We start from the raw sequence: 22,304 nt of genomic DNA, 5'->3' as shown, positions 1-22,304 counted from the left end.
CTATGGAGAAAATAAAAATAGAACACGTATCCAAAGTGTTTGGTAAACATATCCCCCAAGCACTCGAACTCGTTAAACAACAGAAAAGTAAAACTGATATCTTAAAACAAACAGGTGCAACTGTTGGTGTATACGATGCAAGCTTTACAGTAAATGAAGGTGAAATCTTCGTTATTATGGGACTATCAGGAAGTGGTAAATCAACACTTATCCGACTCTTAAACCGCCTTATCGAACCAACGAGCGGAAATATATATATCGATGGTGAAAATATTTCTACTATGGGAAAAGAAAGTTTACGGACTGTAAGAAGAAAAAAAATGAGTATGGTTTTCCAAAACTTCGGTTTATTCCCTCATCGTACATTACTTCAAAACACCGAATACGGCCTTGAAGTCCGAGGCGTCCCAAAGGAAGAACGACAAGCAAAAGCTGAACAGGCCCTCGAAAATGCTGGACTACTCGCTTACAAAGATCAATATCCAAATCAATTATCAGGTGGTATGCAACAGCGTGTTGGTTTAGCACGAGCGCTGGCAAATGATCCTGAAATATTATTAATGGATGAAGCTTTCTCTGCACTAGACCCTTTAATTCGTAAAGAAATGCAGGATGAGCTACTGGATCTGCAACAAACATTGAAAAAAACCATTATATTTATTACCCATGATTTGAATGAAGCCTTACGCATAGGAGATCGTATTGCTATTATGAAGGATGGCTCTATCATTCAAATTGGTACAGGTGAAGAAATACTTACAAATCCTGCAAATGATTATGTCAAAACATTCGTTGAAGATGTAGATCGTTCAAAAGTATTAACAGCAGAAAATGTTATGGTGAGACCTGTTTCTGTCAATGTAGACCTTGATGGTCCTAAAGTAGCACTAAAGCGTATGCGTCAGGAAGCAGTGAGCTTGCTGATGGCTGTTGATAAAAACCGTCATTTGAAAGGCTATATTACAGCTGATGATGCATTAGCCGCAGCTAAACAACAGGAGCAAACCGTTCATTCAATTGTGCAAACAGAAGTATTAACCGTTCCACCGGATATGCTGATACAGGATATTTTAGGAATGATTTATAATTCCCCTACTCCAATTGCTGTTGTCAAAGATGAACGCCTACTAGGTGTACTGATTCGCGGCGTTGTCATCCAAGCACTTTCAACGAGTGAGGAGGAGGCTGAAGCACATGAATAATTTTTTAGATAATATTCCAAAAATACCTTTAGCTCCATGGGTAGAATCAGCTATGGACTGGTTGACGAGTAACTTTTCAGCGTTCTTTAACTCTATTCAACAATTTGGAAAGCTACTCATGAATCAGGTCACTGATTTATTAATTAGCATCCCAGCCATTCTTTTAATAGTACTTGTAGTGCTACTTGCCTTTTTCATCACAGGCAAAAAATTCGGCCTTGCCGCATTTTCATTAATCGGCTTGTTGTTTATCTACAATCAAGGTTTATGGACAAATCTTATGGAAACAACCACGCTTGTAATCTTTTCAAGTATTATATCCGTTATTATTGGTATCCCACTGGGTATTCTAATGTCCAAATCAACAATTGCTGAGAGCATTATTAAACCAGTGCTTGACTTTATGCAAACAATGCCTGGCTTTGTATACTTAATTCCTGCGGTTGCATTCTTCGGTATCGGTATTGTACCTGGTGTTTTCGCATCTGTTATTTTCGCCCTACCACCAACTGTACGTATGACAAACTTAGGTATTCGTCAAGTACCTAAAGAGTTAGTAGAGGCTGCAGATTCTTATGGTAGTACAGGTAGCCAGAAGCTATTTAAAGTAGAAATCCCTCTGGCTAAATCAACAATTATGGCAGGGATTAACCAAACCGTTATGCTATCACTTTCAATGGTTGTTATCGCCTCTATGATCGGTGCTCCTGGTTTAGGACGTGAGGTTTTAACAGCACTACAACGTACACAAGTTGGTAATGGCTTCGTTGCTGGCTTAGGTTTAGTTATTTTCGCGATTATTATTGACCGCTTAACACAAAGCTTTAATAAAAAGAAGACATTGTAGAAAAATAGTTAATTTCTTACCAATACCCATTTAGTTGAAGCTTATAACATTTTTATAAAAAAAAAATGATGTTGGATATTGGTCAGTTTAATACAAAATTAGCAAAAGAGAGGGAGATTCGATGAAATTGAAAACATTATCAAAATTAGGAATGGCTCTAGGCCTAGGCTTGATGCTCGCTGCATGTAATGGTGGCGATACAGGCTCAAGTTCTGGAAAAGACAGTAATTCTAAGGAGGTAAACCTAGCCTATGTGGAGTGGGACACAGAAATTGCCTCTACCAATGTAGTTGGGCAGGTACTTGAAGATTTAGGCTATGAGGTAACATTAACACCATTAGATAATGCGATTATGTGGGAGGCTGTTTCGAAAGGTGAAGCAGACGGTATGGTGGCTGCATGGCTACCTCATACACATGCTGATCAATACGATAAATACAGTGCTGACTTAGATGAGCTTGGGGAAAACCTTGCTGGTGCAAAAATTGGCTTAGTTGTACCGCAATATATGGATGTTAATTCTATTGAAGATTTAACAAATGAAGCGGACCACACAATTACAGGTATTGAACCTGGTGCTGGGATTACAGCTGCTACAGAAAAAGCATTAGAGGACTATGATAACTTAGCGGATTGGAGCCTTGTTACTTCTTCTTCTGGTGCGATGACAACTTCATTAGACAAAGCACTTAAAAATAATGAAGAAATCATTGTGACAGGCTGGTCTCCACACTGGAAATTCGCAAAATATGAGCTTAAATATTTAGAGGATCCAAAGGGTTCATATGGTGGCGAAGAAACAATTAACACATTTGCACGTAAAGGTTTAAAGGAAGATTTACCAGATGTGCATACAGTATTAGATAACTTTCACTGGACACCAGAAGATATGGAAAGCGTGATGTCTGAAATTACAGATGGTAAAGATCCAAAAGACGCTGCTAAAGACTGGATTGCAGCAAATTCAGATAAAGTTAAAGAATGGACAAAAGATGTAGCAAAATAAGCTGAAAAAATGCACTTCCGTGATTGTAAGCGGAAGTGCATCTTTTATATTCATGATATTAATTTCAGCATAATAGCTGCTCCTAAAACAAGTATAATACAGACAACTCTTCGCCAATCCTTGGATTCATAAAAAAATAGCATCCCTAGCAAGGCTCCTCCTGCTGCACCAATACCTGTCCAAATTGCATAGGCTGTTCCCATTGGCAAGGTCTCCATAGCATAAGCAAGCCCTACAAAGCTTAAAACAAAGGCTAAAATTAACAGCCCTAGATTTTTTATATTCTTTACCTCATTATATTTACTGATCATATAAACACCCATCATTTCACATAGCCCAGCAATCACTAATGCTATCCATGCCATTATCTACTCACCTCTTTTTCCTGTGGCTCTCCTGTTACAAGCTTTAAGCCAACAACCCCTGCAAGCAACACAACAATGCATACGATCTTCGCCAATTTCCACGGCTCTCCAAACAACAAGCTATCTGCACAGACAGTACCGGTTGTTCCTAAGCCGACAAAAACGGCATATACCGTACCAACAGGTAAATGCTCCCCTGCTTTAATGAGCAGATAAAAACTAATAAAGATAGCAATAGCTGTACCTATCCACTCCCATACACTAGTGGCATGCTTTAAGCCAATAACCCAGCCAACCTCAAAGCAAGCCGCAATAATAACACTTAACCATTGTTTATTCATCCTAAATCCCTCCCATATTTTTAACCAAATAAAAAAGCCCGAAGAAACTGTCTAACAACAGTATCTCCCAGGCTTTTATCCTTCCGTGTCACAAAATAAATTTGTGGTTTTCTCTCGGTCCAGACTAGCATAAGCTACGGAACCCTAGAAAACTTTAGCTCTATAATGTTCCTTTTAGTATAGCAAATCTTTTAATTCTTTTCCACTGGTACATAGCCAACCTTTTCGATCATCGCCTGCCCCTCATTTGAACATATCCAATCAATTAGCTTCTGCGCATTTGAATTTTCTGTTCCTGCTGTCACCGCATAAAATTCAGCTATTAAAGGATATGTACCATTTTGGATATTCTCTTTTGTCGGCGCTACACCGTCAATGGATAATAATTTAATTTCTTTATTATTGACCATCTCCGTTGAATAATAACGAAATGTATAGCCAAGAGCATTTTTATAATTTCGATACTTTGAAACCTCTCGAATAATGCCACCCATTCCTGAGGCAATATCTTCGGTTGGCGCTTCCATAATAGGCTGATTGCCCATCATCTTTTCAAGTGCTGTTTGACTGCCGCTATCTGCTGGACGCTGAAAAGCACGGATGGCAGCATCCTCACCACCTACCTCACGCCAATTTGTTATGTCACCCGCATATATTTGCTTTACCTGCTCAAGTGTTAAATGATCAATACTATTTTTAGCATGAACAAAAAAGACAAATGCCTCTCGCCCAATTGGTGTCATTTTAAAGGTCAGTCCCTTGTTTTCAGCCAGCCATTCCTGTGATGTAGATGGAGCCGCTGCAAAAATAATATCTGTATCGCCTGCTATTAAATTTTGATAGGCCTCTGGTGTGCGGCTAACCTTTACAATACTTTCATACGGTGAATAACTATTTTTAGGATAGGTCGCCTCTACAAATGCTGCATATAAAGGATACATAGCTGTTGCACCATCTAAGCGTGGTAATGGCTGTGTTAACTGTAAGGATGCTTTGGTATCAGGCGTTATTACCTTGTTATTGCTCGAAAATGGCTCATAGGCAAAGACATCAATTTCTGCATCTACAGTAGGAATACTCATTTTATAATAATGATGAAGAGGTTTGATGGCCGCAAGCAGTAATGCCACACCCATTATACTCATTAACCATCCCTTTTTCTTTTTTGTATTAAGCCAATTGAATAGATAACAAACAATTAGTACAAATAAACAAGCAGAAATTGTCCAAACTAACCCCATAAGATGTAAATGTCCGCTTAGTATGAGAATAAACGCTACTATAAATGTTACAAATGATAGAGCAATTAATACGCTTACTATTTGGAGTAATTTAACCATTACCCATCCCTCCCTTTTAGTGTAATTTTACACTAATAATACTTAAAAAATAAGCCACTTGCAACCATATATTTTGAAGATTATGATAAGATGATTTTATACAGCAAGGAGGAATGTACATATGGCTATAGAAAAAGTACGTCAGCATTTAGCGCAATGGCATGTTGAGCATAAAATACAAGAATTGGAGGAGAGCTCTGCCACTGTTGAATTAGCTGCACAGGCACTGGGCTGTGAGCCTGAACGCATCGCAAAAACCTTATCATTTCTTGTGGACGACAAAGCCATCCTAATCGTTGCGGCAGGCGATGCGAAAATTGACAATACCAAATATAAAGCATTGTTTGGTACAAAGGCGAAAATGTTGGCAAAAGAGGATGTAGAAGAGAAAATTGGCCATGAGGTTGGAGGCGTTTGTCCTTTTGGGGTCAATGAAGATGTAAGCATCTATTTGGACGAATCACTAAAACGTTTTACAACTATATTTCCAGCCTGTGGAAGTAGCAATTCTGCTATCGAGGTCACTGTTTCAGAGTTAGAAACATACACACCCTATCAAGAATGGGTGGATGTCTGTAAGGGCTGGCAGCAATAAAACACTTAGCTATGATCGGCAACATTTTTAATTAGTGTTGCCGATTTTTAGTGTCTTTCTGTCTAAATAGTTTGTTTTTCATTTTCAAGTGATCCCAAGCTTAATCACAAGAACCCCCAGAGTCAGATGAACTACTGGAATCATTTGAGGTTGAATAACTATCATAGCTGGAACTATAAGAATCACAACGCTCACTGGAAGTACCAGAAGTAATATCCATTGTGTTAAATGTATAATCATTCGTTGATTCCTGTGTTAAACGATGTAGCCCTTTACGCTTTCTACGATTCTCAAAATATTTTTTAAACATCCTCATTCCCTCCTCAGCATTTAATCAACCACTTCATTATCTATATTGAATATAAATCATTTTTTATACGAATACAAAGATAGTCTACGCTGCTCTTGCTAATACGGTTAAAAAGTATCACTAATTGTAGCATTCAACTATTGATCCTTATCACTATTTTGCCACTGTTTTTTACCATAGGTCATATAACGCCATAGTTTTTCAAATGGGCCTATAGTAAAGAATTTAAACCAAATCACACTAAAGAATATTTGAATCATAAAAATAATCAGTGCGATGACAACAGTATCTGACGGTGAAACAACTTCTAACCCCATTAATGAAATAATCATCGTACCAATTAAGCTTTGTAGTAAATAGTTCGTCAATGCCATTTGCCCTACTCGTCCAATTGGCTGAAAAATCTTGGCTAGCTGTTTATTGTCCATAAGTATAAATAAACAAGCTAAATAAAAATAAGTGGTTGGAATCGCTCCTAAGCTAATAATGGCTTGGATATAAGGTTTGTCCGCCTGTGATGCAAACCAAATCCACAGCGAAAAACCAATAAAAAATGGACATGTTATATAAAGTATCCGTTTAATGTTGCGCATACAGTGTTGAATATGATCAATCCAGCCTGCTTTTGCTACATAAAAGCCACTTAAAAACATAATAAAAATAGTTATTGTATCATTGCCTAAAACATTCAAAGCAATGGATAGGGCTGTGTTAGTAGGCATCAACAATTGTCCTACAGTAGCAAGTAGATGAAGGGTAATAATAGCAAACAGCCATTGACGAATTGTTGCCAGTTGTGCACGATAAAATGGTAACAATAAAAACCCAACGACTGCATACATCGCTAGAATTGAACCCCAAAATACAACAATATGCACAATACCTATCACCAATAATGCCATTAAACGTCTAACAAAGCGTTGTTTCAGTTGATCTCCCCGAGCCTCTGCACGGGATGCAAAAATATAAAAACCAATCCCAAATAAAAAAGAAAAGATGGAAAAAAACTTTTTTTCAATAAAAATAGTAATAAGTGAATTGATCACACCATTGATACCACTGTAGTCAGGTCTTGGTCCGCCTTCTATTAAAACCTGATAGGCTCCGACATTAATAAATAAAATTCCCAGTAGCGCCAATCCTCGAATAATATCTAAGGAAGCAATTCGTTCTTTTGGTGTAACGGATGGTTTCATGTTGATGATGCTCCTTTTGTTAAACTATAGCCAGTATAGCTCGCCACCCTTACAATTATTTTCTTTTTAGCTTACAGCAACCTTACAAAATTAGTTTATTTTCTAGTTTTTCATCCTTTTTAGGTATGAAATTTTACATATTTTATAGTAAAAGGTTTTTAGTAAAGGGGGTAAATAGATGAACAACAGGCGCAAGTTCGGCTTTTGCTACCCTGGCTATCGCTATTGTGGACCAGGTTGCTCAGGTCCAGGTAAGCCTACAAATGCTGTGGATGCTTGCTGCCAACAGCATGATGAATGTTATGCACGTTATGGCCGTTCAAGCCATTGTGATGAATTATTTCAGCAATGTCTTCGCCCTCATATGAATACCTCTCATCAAACCGCTAAAGATGCTCGATTATTTTATCGGGTTTTTGAATTACGCAATCGCTTCTTTTAACAACCAAGCTCACGATGTTTTTAAAAGCAACGTGGGCTACTTTTTTGTATAAATAGCAAAGGACAAGCTTTGTGTATAGAGAGATCGATACCATATTCGAAATATCCTTATCCTAGCAAGGCTAGCGAAACTTTACTAACACAGATAGCTTTTAATATGCTTGATTTTAACAATGCTAGCGCAATAACTGTTAATTTTTCCTTAATGCTACAAATGAGTTGAGCAAGATTGAATAGTCTTCTTCATTCAGAATTTCTATCCTTTTTAGACAAAGCGAATTGACAGGTATATTTTTGCTAGATATAAGACTCCTTATTTGTATGTTCTGTAAATTTGTATATTTTGTAAAAATAATAAATCTATTAGATTAGAATTTTTAGGGCTTTCTGCATCATGTATGAATAAAGACATTATAGAATAATGGAATAAGAGAGAAGGAATAAAAATGGGTGCTTTTATAGGAATTGCATATAGAAAAGTTTCAGCCATACTTTGACAGCTTAACTATAGAACACAAATTTTTGAATTTGTAAACATAGCATAAAGGATGGGAGAGAAGATATTATGAGTGTGTCTCTTTATTATACATGTGTACGTAATAAACCATTAACGAACGAAGAAAATAAAAAGATAACTACCATTATTACTACATACAATAACAATTTTCAATGGTCAGATATTGGGGAAACTTTTTATGTGTATGATGCTGATACAACTACTACCATTTTTCAAGGGGCAACGAAACTGCCTCTAGTAGACGACTATGAAGCAACGGTACAAACACTGTTTTATTGGCTCCAATGTTTAACAGAAATTCGCACAGTCATAGTCGATGGCGATTGGCATGTGCATTTAGATGATGTAGAGGCTATTTGGGATAATGAAAATGGCTGGCAAATGCCAAATTAATATAAAGGAGCGGAATGTGATGAAGGAAATAAAATATTTAGAAATTATGTATAAGGATGATTATTATCCAACGTTCTTAGTTGATAAAATTAAAGAATTATTAGAGGATGTTGTTCAATATTTAGCGCAGAATTCTCATTCCTTAGAGGCTATTCAAGACAAGTTTGATGAAATGACATTAGCCATTAATGATTTAGAAGATGAGTTTTATAAGCATAATAGTGAAATTGAAACAGTGGCGAGAGATAGTATTGCAGAAACTGTGATAGATATATTGCAAGTATACAATATTGCTATTGATGTGGAAGAAGCATTAAGGGAACGTGAATGGTAAAGGCGTTTCCTAAGAAAAGTCTGCTACTTAGATAATGCTCTCCAAAAGCGAGCGTAAAAACTCTAACTTGAAGAGAGCACTATCGTAGCTCCACCCCTTCTCAGCCTTTTACCTGTTATAGATAGGTAAGTTATGTGTAACAGCGAGTTGTCATTAATTATGTTAAGAGCAAGTCATAAATTGCACGCGCAACACCGTTCTCATTATTAGATGTCGTTTCATAATCTGCAATAGCCTTTATAGCTGGAATAGCATTTCCCATTGCAACTCCACATCCTGCAAATTGAATCATAGATAAGTCGTTTGCATTGTCTCCTATTGCTAGTACTTCTTCACGTTGAATGCCTAACTTTTCAGCCAACTGTTTGATAGCAGCCCCTTTATTCACTTCTTTATGAAGAATCTCCAAATAAAACGGCATACTTTTCACAAGCATATACCTTTCCTTCATGATTGCTGGGATACGCTCAATTGTTTGATTCAATAAGGCAGGTTCATCAATAAACATAGCCTTTGGTATCTCAATATCTCGGGGTACATCATCAAATGCCGTATAGCGAAAAGGTATTTTGGTCACATATGCTTCATATACCGTGTAAGGGCTAATTAATTTATTCGTTGTATATAGACAATTTTCATCAAAGAAATGCATGGGCGTTTGCAACTCATAACTGATTTGGTGAATCAACGTTAGGTCCTGATAATTCAAGAATTGCTTCGATATAACCTCATTAGTAGAAGTATTTTGTACAATGGCTCCATTATTAATAATGATAAAATCCTCTTCACCATCCAACTGAAGCTCCTTTATGTACGATTGAACACCTGCTAGTGGTCTGCCTGTGCATAGCACCACCTTAACTCCCTTTCTGCGCACTTCATCCAGTGCCTCACGAACTTCTATGGTCACTTCATGGTGCTCGTTTAATAATGTGCCATCCATATCAATTGCTAGTAGTTTATACATAATTGATCTCCTTTCTTCATTTCATCTAAAACTGCAAACGAAATAGGAAGCTTTTTATAGGTCTCCTTGCTCGCTAACATAAACGAAAAACATGTTATGATAATGCTAGTCAGCAAAGGAAGGACGCATCAGACATGCAAACTATTATCTTCGATGTAGATGATACTTTATATAATCAATTACAGCCTTTTTGCAAGGCATTTGAACAATATTTTGGTCACCTACATCATATTCCAGTCGAACAGTTCTATATTGCTAGTCGAAAATATAGCGATGAAGTCTTTACTAGTACAATGTCACAACAAGAGCAGCAAGTATATCGACTAACGGCAGCTTGCCATGATTTTGGTATTTCCCTTGATGAAAACACAGCTCGCCAATTTCAAAAAACTTATGAAGAAGAGCAGCAAAAGATCACACTATTCCCTGAAATTCGACAGTTATTTGAGCAGCTGCTACAGCAAAATAAGCAGCTTGGGATACTAACCAATGGTCCCTTTGAGCACCAAATGAGGAAAATCCAACAGCTACAGCTCACTAAATGGATCCCAAAAGAGCATATTTTTATTTCTGGTAGTATCGGCCATGTTAAACCGTCAGCACTTGCCTTTGAATTTGTAGAGCATAAACTTCATTTACAGAGGACACATACTCTTTATATTGGGGACTCCTATGAAAATGATATTATTGGAGCGAAGCAAGTAGGATGGCAAGCTATTTGGTTTAATCACCGTCAAAAAGCACAACCAAATGCACCTTTTCACCCAGACAAAACCTTTATCTCACCACAGGCATTATTGGCTTATTTCACCGAAAAGGAGCAGCTTTAACATAAAGCACAACTAGCAATTCACTTCTAGTTGTGCTGACCGTTCTTTCAATAATGGAAAACACCCTTATTATGCTAAGGCATCATTCACTGATTTTATACAAATATTTAATGGCAGGATTTTTAGGGTCTCTCATTTTTATAAATGGTATTTCCTGATCTTCTAATCGATAATGCTCATTGATAAGCGGTCTTACATCCACTACCCCCTCTTTCAGATATTGGATAGCAGCCTGCCACTCAAATCCTGGGAATGGTGCAGAATAAGACATCCAAGAACCTGTAATTTCTATTTCTCCTCTAAGAATTCTTTCAAATACCTGTGGAGGAAATGTTACTTCCCTTACTGCTGTTCCAATATAAACAACTTTCCCTAGCTTATCTACAATTTCGATACTTTGAACCTGCGTTTGTGCAACACCTGCTGTTTCAATTACTACTTTTGGCTTCGGATGGGTCGTGAAATAATCATTCAAATCGACTTGTAAGGAATTCACTGTATAAGTAGCACCAAGCTCTTTGGCGATTTTTAATTTATCTTCATTAATATCAATAACTGTTATTTCTCCTGCTCCTCGTGCCTTTAAAGCTAACAATGTCATAATGCCAATTGTTCCAGCACCAAACACCACAACAGCAGCACCTGCATGAAATTGAATTCTTTCAATGCCATGAATCGCAACAGTTAATGGCTCAATCAATGCGGCTTCCTCGTTGCTTACTTCAGCAGGTAGCACTAATATATTTCTTTCATCTACAGCAACATACTCTGCCATAGCTCCTTGCTGTCTCGAACCAATAAAGCTATAATGCTCACATAATGCTGGCTTGCCCTGTTGGCAATTTTCGCATTGATCGCAAGGCACTAAGGGTGCAACTGCCACCCGATCTCCTTTTTGCACAGCGGTTACTTCACTTCCCACCTGCTCTACAACACCGGAAAATTCATGTCCCAATATAGTTGGGTAGCTATGCACCTTTCCTTCAAAAAATCTTGCTAAATCAGAACCACATATCCCTACAAATGCTACCTTTACTAATACTTGCTTACTGGATATTATAGGTTTCTCAATATCTCTTAACGCAAACGTTGCTTTACTTTCTAAGACGAGCGCTTTCATTGTTTCTCTCCCTCTCTCTGCTATTGCAAAATCACTCTTCACAAACGACGATTATTGTATTTTTGGCTTCTATTTGTGCTAATATTGCTTGGTTTGTCTTGACATCTGTTATTAAAACCTCAATCTCCTCAATAGCAGCTACTTTATTCCTAGCAACTTTATTGAATTTTGAGTAATCAGCCATTAAAAATTTCCTGTGACTATGCTTCAGCATTAACCGTGAAATTTCTGTTTCACCTACATGTATATTGGTATAGCCTGCATCAATATCTACAGCACCTACGCTAAAAAAAACTTTATCCACATTGATTTTTTCAATACCCCTACAGGCTATAGGACCACTTAAAGATTTTTCATTTTTCCTCACATGACCACCAATAACAATCACATCAAACTTGGAATGCTCCATCAATTCATTGGCAACAGGTAAAGAGTTTGTGACAACTGTTAATCCTTTTTTCTTTAAAATTTCCTGTGTAAAGAATAAGGTTGTTGTCCCATAATCTATATATAAAATATCGCCATCTTCAACAAATTGAGCTGCTTGTTTGGCTATACTACGTTTTTCAACTTCATTTATCACTTTACGATAAACATAGCTGGTCTCATTATTTGCTTTATTAATAATTGCTCCACCATGAATTTTATGAACTAGCCCTCTCGCCTCTAACTCATATAAATCTTTTCGGATTGTTTCCCTTGTTACATTTAAAATTTTACTTATGTCAGCAATTTTCACTACACGGTTTTTTTGTAGCTGTTCCATAATTTCATGTTGTCGCTCTTGTGGAAGCATTGATTCACCTCCAGAGGCTATTTAATCTGTATTTATAGTTTGACTATAAAGCAAAAAGCAAAATAATGCAAAATGTTTTATTGTTATAATCATAAAATATCTTTGCTTTTTTTTGCATATCAGCTTATTATGGAAATATAAATCATTTAGGAATGGATTGTATTCTGTATTTATGCTCCCAATTAATACGAAAAATAAGGAGGATTTATTGATGAACTTAACAGCAGGAAAACAAAGAGGATTGGCGTTAATTTCAGATGAAAATAATATTATTTTAGCGACGGCAATGGATCAACGAGGCTCCCTTGGCAAAATGATTCAATCATACAATGATTCACTTTCATATGAAGAAGGATTAGTTCAATTTAAAGAAGGCGTTAGTGAAGTACTTGGCAATCACTCTTCTTCTCTCTTATTAGACCCTGAGTATGGTTGGAGTGCTGCTCAAAAATTAAATGAAGATATTGGTTTAATTATGGCTTATGAAAAAACAGGCTATGATGCATCTGAAAAGGGCCGTCTACCAAATTTAGTAGATGATTATGCGGTGCAAGATTTAGTCAAAGGTGGCGCAAGTGCTCTTAAATTACTAGTCTATTATGATCATAAAGAAGAAGAACAATATAATCTTATAAAAAAGGCGTTTATTAAACGTGTAGGTGATGAATGTAAGCAAAATGATTTACTATTTATTTTAGAACCTGTTTCTTATAGCGCAGCTGGTCTGCCAGAAAAAAGCCCTGAATTTGCTAAGGTTAAACCTGAAATTATCGAATATTTTATGATGGAGTTTTCAAAAGAAGAGTATGGTATTGATTTATTAAAGGTCGAGGTGCCTGTTTCTATTTATAATATTGAAGGATATAGCCAATATTCAAATTACCAACCTGTATTTTCTCCTGAAGAGGCGGCACATCATTATAAAAATTGCTCTGATAAAAGTCGCCTCCCATTCATTTATTTAAGTGGTGGTGTTACAAATGAGCAATTTATCGAAACTTTGCATTTTGCCAAAACAGCAAATTCTGAATTCTGTGGTATTTTATGTGGACGTGCTACTTGGAAAGATGGCATCAAGACATTTGCCACAGAAGGCAAAGAGGCTTATTATACATGGCTTCAAACACAAGGCATTGACAATTTAAAGAAAGTAAAAGAAGCTGTTACGGCTACAGCTACTCCGTGGAGTACCTTTACTCGATAACCAATAAATAGAAGGAGCTGCCCCAAAATATAGGACAGCTCCTTCTATTTATTTATCGAGAAACCCAGCAATTAATCATCATGTTGGATTGTTTCTATGATGACCTCCACATTTTTTTCAATGATTTGCTTTAATAGAGCCTTATTTGCTTTTTCATCCGTCACTAAAACATCTACTTGTTCAATTGATGCTATTTGATTCATGGAGACAATATTAAATTTTGAAGAATCAGCCATTACAATATTTTTTTTACTATGCTGAATCATCAGCCTGGAAACTTCTGATTCCCCCATATGTATATTCGTAAATCCAGCCTGAATGTCAACGCCACTCACCCCAAAAAAACCTTTATCCACATATATTTTTTCAATCCCGCGATAAGCTAAAGGTCCAAATAAAGATTTTTCATTTTTCCGTACTTGACCACCAATAATAATCACTTCAAAATCTGAAAAATCAATAATTTCATTTGCAATAGGTAAAGAATTGGTCACAATGGTTAAATTACGCTTATTTAAAATTTCACGGATAAATAATAAGGCTGTTGTGCCATAGTCAACGTACAATGTATCACCATTTTCGACAAAGTCAGATGCTCGCTTGGCAATACTTCTCTTCTCTGCCTCATTCGCACTTTTGCGATCTGCATAATTTATTTCTAAATTTGCCTTATTTAGAACAGCACCTCCATGGACTTTACGCACAAGTCCTTTTTCCTCCATATCATATAAGTCCTTACGAACCGTTTCTCTCGTCACATTTAACATCTTACTAAGACTAGAAATTTTAACAGTTTGAAATTCATACAGTTGTTTCATAATTTCTCTATGCCGATCTTGTGGAAGCATTTCTCCACCTCCAAATAATATATCAAATCAATTTTACACTATATTGAAATCTACTGCTATTTATCTCCATTCAGCAACTGTTTAATCATAGCCCAATGTAAAATAGCATGCTAGAATAGTTCTAGCATGCTACACGTTGTTGAAAAAAGATTATGTCCATGGCATTTTGGCAAAGCAAGGGGGTGATTTCCGTTACGACCGCGTGCTTTCCTGGGGGGCGTCCGATGAGCCTCCTCGCTGCGCTGTGGGGTCTCATCTGCGACGCTAATCCCCAAGGAGTCACGCGGTCTTCACTCCAATCAACCATTCTTTAAAAGTGTTCCTCCTCACAGATTGCCTAAGCTTATGAAGTAGCACGATCCTTTCATGACTAGCAACTTTCGCGATCACTTCTATTTGATTGCCACATAGAGTCCCTTGAAAAATTGGAATGGAAGGCTACTCCCATCACGGTCACTTCGCTGGCGCACAGAGTAAATTTCCGAGTAAAAGCAACGTACCACTTAACCGTACATGCTCCTTCTATTGGCGAAACATCGTATCAAACAAATCGCCTGAAATCAGAAGTCTCTCGCTAGGATTCATAAAAATTTTATGGACAATTTTGTTTTTCAACACAGTGTAGCATGCTAGAATAGTTCTAGCATGCTACGTCTATCAAATATACGATTAAAATAATGTTAATAAATCAGATGGCCGTTCAATCACGTAGTCATACTGCTCTGGTTGACCAAACCCGTAGGAAGCATAGACAAAAGGGATTCCTGCAAATTGTGCCGCAAGCATATCTCCATTGGTATCGCCTACATAGACAGCATTTTTTATATTATTCCGTTCCATGATTAATTGGATATTTTCACCCTTTGATAAGCCTGTACGACCAGGATTTTCAAAGTCTAAAAAGTATTTTCCTAGTTGATGATAATCATAAAAGGTTTCAATATAACCTTCCTGACAGTTGCTAACAATAAACATTCGAAATCTTGCGGACAAGGCCACTAATGTTTCTTCTAACTGTGGATATAAAATACCACCCTCACGTAACAGATCAATTTGCTCTTGTTGACAACATGCCAAAATAAGTTCTAACTGCTGTTGTTCATTCAGATAATGAAATAACATAGCTGCAATTTCTTTAATTTGTAAGCCCATCGTTTTGGATAAATCCTCTTCTGTCACACTACCTTTACCGAGTGGTGACTCTTGAACAACCTTTGTCCACGATTTTGCGACTGTTTTCCTAGAATCCCATAACGTCCCATCTAAATCAAAAATAATGCTATCTATGCTCATATACGCCCTCCTTTATTAAACAAAGTGCCCGAACCATGTACTGATCCGAGCGCTCTTGTTGCTTTAGTTCATATAGGAGAAGACTATGCAAACATCCTCTCTGATTAACATTCTATACTAGTTATTTCGTGCCTGCTGTATTTCTTGTATAAATGCTTGTGCTGTATGGGTAATTTTGCTGTATCCATCAACCTCTGGATTACCAATCAGACTACCACCTGCACCTACTGCTACAGCACCAGCACGAATCCATTCCCCTACATTATTGACATTCACACCACCAGTAGGCATTAAATTTGCTTGTGGTAGCGGTCCTTTAAATGCTTTAATTACCTTTGGTCCCATCAATTCACCCGGGAAAACTTTCAACACATCTGCTCCATACTCCATTGCTTGTACAGCCGCTTCAATGGTCATGACGCCAGGTAGATAGGGAATTTGATATCGATTACATAGCTTAGCCGTTGCTACGCTGAAACTTGGGCTAACAATATATTGTGCCCCTGCAAGAATGGCGATACGAGCTGTTTCAGCATCCAGTACAGTTCCAGCTCCCAAAATAATGTCTGATTGAAAAGTACTAGCTAGTTCTTCAATCACCTTTGTTGCCCCTGGAATTGTATAGGTAATCTCAATTGCAGCAACGCCACCATTTAAGGCTGCTTCGGTAATTTTTTTTGCTTGTTCAATATTATCTGCACGGACAACTGCTACAAGCCCAGCATCCGTAATCTGCTTTACTGTATGGTGTTTTGTAATCATCGAAACACTCCTTAATTCCATTTAGGATTATCAATAATCTCAGGCTGACCCTCTTTTTCAACGACTAATTTTCGATAGCCTTTTGTTTCGATTGTGCCATAATCATGTCCTGCATCTGCACGGAATGCATAAAAGGAAATAAGCGGTTCAGTGCCTGTATTAATGCTTCGATGTGCATAGCGTGGTGGCACATAAACTGCCTGACCTGGGCTAAACTTTTCGATTTGCCAATCACCTTCAGGGTTTTCCATCAACATAACCCCTTCTCCACTTAAACAATAATAGACTTCTCCAGTTTCTAAAATTGTATGGAAATGTCCTTTTGTCATATGATATTCATTTCCTACTTTTCCTGGATATAAAACGCTCGTACCAAATAAAATATCGCCACTTGTTTGTGGGATATCTAACTCATAAAATTCATAAACTAATGGATCATTATCATCTTGCAATTTACGATCGTACGCTCCTTGGTCAGCATACATGCCCTTCATACTTGATAATGAACGTTTCGTTGAAGGTGTCTTTTTCGATAAACCTGTTACTAGATCAAAATCAATCGTGAAAGCTTTTACTGGCTGTGTCATCCTTATTCCCCCCATGTACTACCTTAAATTATTTGAAATGTTCTCTATTTTATCCATTATTTCATCTGTTAGTGGTATATCAAAAACCTCAGCAATCACCTGCGTCCATCCATGGATGAAATAGATCCAACCATCCTCTACATGTAACTGCTTGCTTTGCTGTTGTTGCTTTGCTTGATGAAGAAAACCTAACTCACCTCTATAATTTAACTCCCAAACAAAACTATTCGTTGGAAATACAGCTTTGTCACTAATCGGTGAACCTGGTCTATCTTTTCCTAATCCTGTGGCATTGATGACCAATGAATTCGATGGTAATGTAGCCAATAATTCATCTGTTTGTCCATGCTCAGTAATTAAATGATAGTCGACATTTGCTGTATGATTTACACCCTGTAAAATATGTTTAATCTCTTCTAAGCGCTTATGATCCAAATCTGTAACGATCATACGCTGAGGAATTTCTGCTCCGTTTTCCTTGTTCAATAAATAAGCTGAAATAGCAATAGCACTTCCTCCCGCGCCTAAAAGCATCACTTCTCCATGTTGCTCTTGCCAATATCTTGTAGGAATAAAGCGTTGTAAAGCAAGTCCACTTGAAATAGGATCTTTAGCATGACCAATTAATTTGCCATTACGCTTGGATATACAGGATAATTCACCAAACATTTGAGCATACGTATCCAATTCATCAAACAAGTCTTTAGCCGACTCATAAATATCAATTTTATGTGTTGTAACAAGTGCGCCTAAAGATAGTGCGTCATTTTTGATAAATTCAACAACTGCTCGATAGTCTTCAGGTGCTGCATGAATAGGTAAATCAATTCCGACTAATTTAGCTTCTGGAAATCCTAAAATCTTGATCCACTCAGGGAAAATTTTCATAATGGAAGACTTAGTCGTCGTTACTCCTATAAAATACATTGTTGGTACAGTTGCTGCTTGCGGTATGCTACACATGTACAGTCATCCTTTCTTGTTATTTCGCTAATGCACGGGCAGCATTTGCTATCGTAATTTTTCGAATAATGTTCTCACCAACACCTGCTTTTCTAAGCATTGGTAAAAATGTTACTTGCAAATAATCTAAACCTAAATCGCCACCATTGTAATGACGCATTCGTTTATTCGTTGTATCGAGACTAAGTAAAATACGATCTTCATGCCCCTTATCCAACAATTTCAGAATCATCTTTACCTCATCTTCATCTGAGTGATAACGAAAACGACCAATTGTATCTAGTTCCAGATAGACACCACTTTCTGCCACATGGAGCATATAGTCCAGATTCTCCACTTTACGATCTAAGTGACAGATAATTAGTTGTTCAGGTGGTACTTCATGTTTTTCATAAAATGCAATCTGCTCCAAGGCATGATAGCCCATTTCGGTATGGGACATAATCGCCGTATTTGTTAATTTTGCGGCTGCGGCTGCGGCTGTAAATAATGAAAAATACCGCCCCCCTACACCTTGCATATCTGCTGCTGTTTTAATTAACCCTGCTTTTCCAGTAATAGCTGTAGATGGCCAATCATCCTCACCATCTCGATAAAGATGCTTTGTTATTTCTGTCACAAATAGCTCTGTTAATGCTTCTGAAGATGCTGTGTGAATCCAATGATTTTGCGCGTAAAAAACAAGCTTATGGAAACCTGTACAGGCAACGATATGAATACCACTCTCCTCAGATAATCTCCTTAGCAATAAAGCATCTCTTCCTGCCCCAATTGGCTGTGCATCAACAATTGTTTGCACACCATGTGTCATTGCTAATGCTACTTCTTTTCTTGTTTTCTCATAATCGTCAAGAACAAGAGAAGCATCTACTTGCGCTGGAACTCCGTTTTTTAAAAAAAGATGCTCATGTGGATGAATAATACCTAGCTTATGTTGTTGTACTTCACCAAGTATAGTTGTCACAGTAGCTTCCAAATTCATCATCACTCCTGTTCATTTAACAGGTTTATTATATTTTGAGTTGAAACGATAGCCATACGCTCCACTGCTTCTTCTGTATAAGCACCAATATGTGGTGTTAAAATAAAATTATTAAGTTGTACCAACGCATCGCCTACTTCTGGTGGCTCCGCTGAATATACATCTTGAGCTGCAACAGCAATTTGACCCTGTTCAAGTGCAGTAAGTAGGGCCTGCTCATTCACCAATTCTCCTCGAGCTGTATTGATTAACATAGCAGATGGCTTCATTTTTTCAAAAATGTCTGCATTCATAAGATGTCTTGTCTCTGCTGTAGCTGGTAAATGCAATGAGACAATATCTGCCTGCTGAATTGCTTCTTCAAAATTAGTTGTATAATTTATTTGATAGGTCTGAAGAAATGCTTCATCCTGCATATAGGGGTCATAAATCGTCACTTCCATTGCTAGGCCTTTTGCTCGTTTGGCTACTTCTTTCCCTATCTTGCCGCCACCAACAATTAGTAAATGTTTTCCTGTTAGCTCTATTCCTATAAAGCGGTCCCATCCGAACTGTTTAACGCCTTGAATTGTAGGGGATAATTTTCTTGCACATTCAAACATTAAAGCAATCGCTAATTCACATACGGAAATATTATTTGTATCTCTCGCATTGTCAACTTTAATACCGAGAGAGGTGGCTACATGTAAATCAATATTATCCATACCAACACCATATTTAGAGATCGCTTTTAAATGAGGGAATTGCTGTAGCACTTCTTTCGTTAAAGGATCTACACCCACAATTATGCCTACAATCTCCTGCTCTGCAAAGCTTAACAGTTGTTCTTCTGTCAATGTTTTCCCTGTAGTATTTTCAATTACTTCGTAGCCCATAGCTGTTAGCATCTCAATTGGCTTTTCTTTATATTTTTGAAATGACTTTGGCGTAATTAATATCTTTGACATCTGTTTCTCTCCTTTTATACGAAGCGACAACCCATATTAATTCACATCAATAATGACCTTCATGACCTTATCCTTATTTTCCTCAATAATATGATATGCCTCTAAATAATTTTCAAATTTAACATGATTGGTGATTAATGTTTTCACTTCAACCTTCTGCTCTGTCAATAAATCAACAGCAGCGTCAAAATCTTGTGATTGATACATTGCTGTTCCTAAAATTTGTAATTCATGGTCTTGCACAAAGCCCATATTGATTTCAGTTAAATTGGAAACAACGCCTACAATCACTACTATACTGCCTTTACGCGCAATATTAATAGCATTGGCTACAGTGAAGGAGGAGCCTACGCATTCAAAGATAATATCAGCCTTTTGCATACCAAAATGTTTGCTAATACCTTCTTGTAAATCTTCATTTTTACCATCAATAACCTCTAGCCCTACTTCTTTAGCCATCGCTAATCTTGTTTCACTTAGCTCAGATACAACAACCTTACTAGCTCCATAGGCTTTAGCTGTTTGGGCAACAAGATTGCCAATTGGTCCACCACCAATCACTAAGACATTTTTATTGTGAATAGCTGAAACTCTTTTTACAGCATGGACAGCTACAGCTAATGGCTCGATCATCGCACCTTCGTCAAATGATAGGCCATCAGGAAGTACCGTAAGTTTATCTTCATCAATGACAAAATACTCAGAAGCAAGTCCTGTCGTTTGGAAGCCCATTACCTTTAAATCCTCACAAACATGGTACATGCCATTTTGACAGGGGAAGCAGCTCCCACAAACAACTTGAGGTTGTACTGTCACATTTGTACCCACCTGTACGGACGAAACATTCGCACCAATCTCTATCACTTCAGCGGCTATTTCATGTCCTTGTACAACCGGGAATTGTGTATATGGATGCTCACCATGATAAACATGAATATCTGAGCCACAAACGCCAATTTTTTTGATGGCTAATTTAACTTGATTTGCGCCTACTGCTGGAATCTCTACCTCTTGAAATACGATTGTAGCAGGCTTTGTCATAAGAGCTTGTTTCATCTTCATATCAATAAACCCCTTTACTCATAGATAACCACAACTTTACGTTCTGTTTTACCAGTTAAATAATCTTCAAATGCTTGCAGAATATGTTCAAATGAATAGACATCCGATAAAAAATCATGCAGTACTAACTTGCCTTCTTCAACCCACTGTAGAATTTCTTCATGACAATCACCCTCTTCTTGCTTATAAGGCATTTGCTGGAAGTTTATTTTCCAATTATAAGGTGCTTCATGATAATCTAAGTGCAGTTGGTTTCCCTTTGGTACGCCATAACACAGTAATTCACCACGATCCTTTAATAAGGTAATCCCCTCATTCAAAATTCGTTGATCGCCAACAGCATCCAGTACATAATCAACACCATTCGGATACAATGCCTTCACTTGTTCCTTGACTGTCCCATTCTCAGTGTTAATAATGACTGGTACACCAAATGTATGCATGAGATCTTCTTTCGCTTTATTTCGAACAACCACTGCAAGCGATTCAACACCACTTAACTGTAAAAGTTTGATAAATGCCAATGCAACAGGACCACTGCCATAAATTAATACAGTGGCTCCCTTGTTAATTTGAAAATATTGAATCGTACTATAAACCTCTCGTAATGTCACTAATATTGGAGCCTCTTCTATTAAGTAACTGGAAGGTAATACTTGCTGTGCATAGGAAACCTCCGGTGGTTCATGTTCTTCATAAGCTTGTTGGTCATCAATAATGCCAAATTCACTAAAAGCTCCCCATCCTGAAGTAAATGTTGTACCATCTGTTTGAACAGTAGGTGTAAAAGGCAATAACACAATATCGCCTTCTTTATAGGACACTACCTCCTCTCCTATTTTTTCCACACGTCCTACCGCCTCATGCCCAAGCATAATAGGGTAGGCAGAAGTATCAAAGCCTTTAAATCCACCCTTAATAATCGTGGCATCTGTACCACAAATACCACATGCCAACACTTTGACAAGGGCTTGTTTTGTAGTAATAGTAGGAATAGGAACTTCTTTCAAAAACAACTCATTGTCAGCATTCACAGCTAATGTTTTCATCATATCT

26 protein-coding genes and 1 riboswitch are annotated in these 22,304 nt (G+C 37.4%); of the genes, 9 read left to right on the top strand and 17 right to left on the bottom strand.

Going from position 1 to position 22,304, the window contains the following annotated elements; genetic code table 11:
* The first annotated feature begins 2 nt into the window (after nt 1–2).
* From MHB44_RS06995 to MHB44_RS06985, 3 genes are all read left to right on the top strand, one after another.
* Nucleotides 3–1,202 (top strand): glycine betaine/L-proline ABC transporter ATP-binding protein, encoded by a 1,200-nt coding sequence (locus MHB44_RS06995; RefSeq protein ID WP_341302127.1) that lies wholly within the window; start codon nt 3–5, stop codon nt 1,200–1,202.
* Nucleotides 1,195–2,049: a proline/glycine betaine ABC transporter permease gene (locus MHB44_RS06990; protein ID WP_341302126.1), complete on the top strand. Its 855-nt coding sequence runs from the start codon at nt 1,195–1,197 to the stop codon at nt 2,047–2,049. Before MHB44_RS06995 ends, MHB44_RS06990 begins: the two co-directional genes overlap by 8 nt.
* A 121-nt stretch (nt 2,050–2,170) precedes the next feature.
* Nucleotides 2,171–3,055, top strand: a complete 885-nt coding sequence (locus MHB44_RS06985) for a glycine betaine ABC transporter substrate-binding protein (protein ID WP_341302125.1) — start codon at nt 2,171–2,173, stop codon at nt 3,053–3,055.
* A 50-nt stretch (nt 3,056–3,105) separates the two neighbouring features.
* Here the strand turns inward: MHB44_RS06985 and MHB44_RS06980 are convergent, their stop codons facing one another.
* From MHB44_RS06980 to MHB44_RS06970, 3 genes are all read right to left on the bottom strand, one after another.
* The gene (locus MHB44_RS06980) at nt 3,106–3,420 is read right to left on the bottom strand and encodes a multidrug efflux SMR transporter (protein ID WP_341302124.1); all 315 of its coding nucleotides are present in this window, start codon (nt 3,418–3,420) and stop codon (nt 3,106–3,108) included.
* Complete coding sequence (locus MHB44_RS06975; RefSeq protein WP_053994174.1) at nt 3,420–3,761, bottom strand: multidrug efflux SMR transporter; 342 nt, start codon at nt 3,759–3,761, stop codon at nt 3,420–3,422. Before MHB44_RS06975 ends, MHB44_RS06980 begins: the two co-directional genes overlap by 1 nt.
* Nucleotides 3,762–3,823: 62 nt before the next feature.
* Nucleotides 3,824–3,920, bottom strand: a riboswitch (guanidine-I (ykkC/yxkD leader).
* A gap of 32 nt (nt 3,921–3,952) precedes the next feature.
* Complete coding sequence (locus tag MHB44_RS06970; RefSeq protein WP_341302123.1) at nt 3,953–5,101, bottom strand: substrate-binding domain-containing protein; 1,149 nt, start codon at nt 5,099–5,101, stop codon at nt 3,953–3,955.
* Nucleotides 5,102–5,222: 121 nt separating this feature from the next.
* Between MHB44_RS06970 and MHB44_RS06965 the strand changes: the two genes are divergently transcribed.
* Entirely contained in the window at nt 5,223–5,696 is a 474-nt protein-coding gene (locus tag MHB44_RS06965; protein ID WP_341302122.1) for a YbaK/EbsC family protein, read from the top strand.
* A 100-nt stretch (nt 5,697–5,796) separates the two neighbouring features.
* On the opposite strand, the gene MHB44_RS06960 is transcribed toward MHB44_RS06965, so the two are convergent.
* Both MHB44_RS06960 and MHB44_RS06955 read right to left on the bottom strand, forming a co-directional pair.
* The gene (locus MHB44_RS06960; RefSeq protein ID WP_341302121.1) at nt 5,797–6,006 is read right to left on the bottom strand and encodes a hypothetical protein; all 210 of its coding nucleotides are present in this window, start codon (nt 6,004–6,006) and stop codon (nt 5,797–5,799) included.
* A 137-nt stretch (nt 6,007–6,143) separates the two neighbouring features.
* Nucleotides 6,144–7,202: a DUF418 domain-containing protein gene (locus MHB44_RS06955; protein ID WP_341302120.1), complete on the bottom strand. Its 1,059-nt coding sequence runs from the start codon at nt 7,200–7,202 to the stop codon at nt 6,144–6,146.
* Nucleotides 7,203–7,380: 178 nt separating this feature from the next.
* On the opposite strand from MHB44_RS06955, the gene MHB44_RS06950 reads away from it, so the two are divergent.
* From MHB44_RS06950 to MHB44_RS06940, 3 genes are all read left to right on the top strand, one after another.
* Complete coding sequence (locus tag MHB44_RS06950; RefSeq protein ID WP_341302119.1) at nt 7,381–7,644, top strand: phospholipase A2 family protein; 264 nt, start codon at nt 7,381–7,383, stop codon at nt 7,642–7,644.
* Between the two features lie 564 nt (nt 7,645–8,208).
* A complete protein-coding gene (locus tag MHB44_RS06945; protein WP_341302118.1) occupies nt 8,209–8,553 on the top strand; it encodes a hypothetical protein in 345 nt (114 codons plus the stop codon).
* Nucleotides 8,554–8,572: 19 nt separating this feature from the next.
* Nucleotides 8,573–8,887, top strand: a complete 315-nt coding sequence (locus MHB44_RS06940) for a DUF5713 family protein (RefSeq protein ID WP_341302117.1) — start codon at nt 8,573–8,575, stop codon at nt 8,885–8,887.
* Nucleotides 8,888–9,044: 157 nt separating this feature from the next.
* Here MHB44_RS06940 and yidA read toward each other — a convergent pair whose 3' ends face one another.
* Nucleotides 9,045–9,854 (bottom strand): sugar-phosphatase, encoded by an 810-nt coding sequence (yidA, locus tag MHB44_RS06935; RefSeq protein ID WP_341302116.1) that lies wholly within the window; start codon nt 9,852–9,854, stop codon nt 9,045–9,047.
* A gap of 134 nt (nt 9,855–9,988) precedes the next feature.
* On the opposite strand from yidA, the gene MHB44_RS06930 reads away from it, so the two are divergent.
* The gene (locus MHB44_RS06930) at nt 9,989–10,684 is read left to right on the top strand and encodes an HAD family hydrolase (RefSeq protein ID WP_341302115.1); all 696 of its coding nucleotides are present in this window, start codon (nt 9,989–9,991) and stop codon (nt 10,682–10,684) included.
* 82 nt (nt 10,685–10,766) lie between these two features.
* Here MHB44_RS06930 and MHB44_RS06925 read toward each other — a convergent pair whose 3' ends face one another.
* Both MHB44_RS06925 and MHB44_RS06920 read right to left on the bottom strand, forming a co-directional pair.
* Nucleotides 10,767–11,804, bottom strand: a complete 1,038-nt coding sequence (locus MHB44_RS06925; RefSeq protein WP_341302114.1) for a galactitol-1-phosphate 5-dehydrogenase — start codon at nt 11,802–11,804, stop codon at nt 10,767–10,769.
* A 31-nt stretch (nt 11,805–11,835) separates the two neighbouring features.
* Entirely contained in the window at nt 11,836–12,600 is a 765-nt protein-coding gene (locus tag MHB44_RS06920) for a DeoR/GlpR family DNA-binding transcription regulator (RefSeq protein WP_341302113.1), read from the bottom strand.
* 211 nt (nt 12,601–12,811) lie between these two features.
* On the opposite strand from MHB44_RS06920, the gene MHB44_RS06915 reads away from it, so the two are divergent.
* Nucleotides 12,812–13,804 (top strand): tagatose 1,6-diphosphate aldolase, encoded by a 993-nt coding sequence (locus MHB44_RS06915; protein ID WP_341302112.1) that lies wholly within the window; start codon nt 12,812–12,814, stop codon nt 13,802–13,804.
* Between the two features lie 71 nt (nt 13,805–13,875).
* Here the strand turns inward: MHB44_RS06915 and MHB44_RS06910 are convergent, their stop codons facing one another.
* The 9 genes from MHB44_RS06910 to MHB44_RS06870 form a co-directional block, all read right to left on the bottom strand.
* Nucleotides 13,876–14,652, bottom strand: a complete 777-nt coding sequence (locus MHB44_RS06910) for a DeoR/GlpR family DNA-binding transcription regulator (protein ID WP_341302111.1) — start codon at nt 14,650–14,652, stop codon at nt 13,876–13,878.
* A gap of 669 nt (nt 14,653–15,321) precedes the next feature.
* Nucleotides 15,322–15,945: an HAD family hydrolase gene (locus MHB44_RS06905; RefSeq protein WP_341302110.1), complete on the bottom strand. Its 624-nt coding sequence runs from the start codon at nt 15,943–15,945 to the stop codon at nt 15,322–15,324.
* A gap of 117 nt (nt 15,946–16,062) precedes the next feature.
* Nucleotides 16,063–16,707, bottom strand: a complete 645-nt coding sequence (locus MHB44_RS06900) for a bifunctional 2-keto-4-hydroxyglutarate aldolase/2-keto-3-deoxy-6-phosphogluconate aldolase (RefSeq protein ID WP_341302109.1) — start codon at nt 16,705–16,707, stop codon at nt 16,063–16,065.
* An 11-nt stretch (nt 16,708–16,718) separates the two neighbouring features.
* Nucleotides 16,719–17,294, bottom strand: coding sequence for a glucose-6-phosphate isomerase (locus MHB44_RS06895; RefSeq protein ID WP_341302108.1), 576 nt, complete (start codon nt 17,292–17,294; stop codon nt 16,719–16,721).
* Between the two features lie 18 nt (nt 17,295–17,312).
* A complete protein-coding gene (locus MHB44_RS06890; protein ID WP_341302107.1) occupies nt 17,313–18,257 on the bottom strand; it encodes a shikimate dehydrogenase in 945 nt (314 codons plus the stop codon).
* A gap of 19 nt (nt 18,258–18,276) precedes the next feature.
* A complete protein-coding gene (locus tag MHB44_RS06885) occupies nt 18,277–19,242 on the bottom strand; it encodes a hypothetical protein (protein WP_053994155.1) in 966 nt (321 codons plus the stop codon).
* Nucleotides 19,242–20,186, bottom strand: coding sequence for a phosphoglycerate dehydrogenase (locus tag MHB44_RS06880; protein WP_053994154.1), 945 nt, complete (start codon nt 20,184–20,186; stop codon nt 19,242–19,244). The genes MHB44_RS06885 and MHB44_RS06880 overlap by 1 nt, the downstream gene beginning before the upstream one ends.
* 36 nt (nt 20,187–20,222) lie before the next feature.
* Entirely contained in the window at nt 20,223–21,248 is a 1,026-nt protein-coding gene (locus tag MHB44_RS06875) for an alcohol dehydrogenase catalytic domain-containing protein (RefSeq protein ID WP_341302106.1), read from the bottom strand.
* Nucleotides 21,249–21,262: 14 nt separating this feature from the next.
* On the bottom strand, nt 21,263–22,300 hold the full coding sequence (locus MHB44_RS06870) for a zinc-binding dehydrogenase (protein ID WP_341302105.1): 1,038 nt from the start codon (nt 22,298–22,300) through the stop codon (nt 21,263–21,265).
* Nucleotides 22,301–22,304 lie beyond the last annotated feature (4 nt).

This window comes from Lysinibacillus sp. FSL H8-0500, assembly GCF_038051955.1.
In the GTDB taxonomy this organism is placed as follows: Bacteria; Bacillota; Bacilli; order Bacillales_A; family Planococcaceae; genus Lysinibacillus; species Lysinibacillus macroides.
Note: the sequence above shows the minus strand (reverse complement) of the source record. Positions and strands in the feature narration are given on the sequence as shown.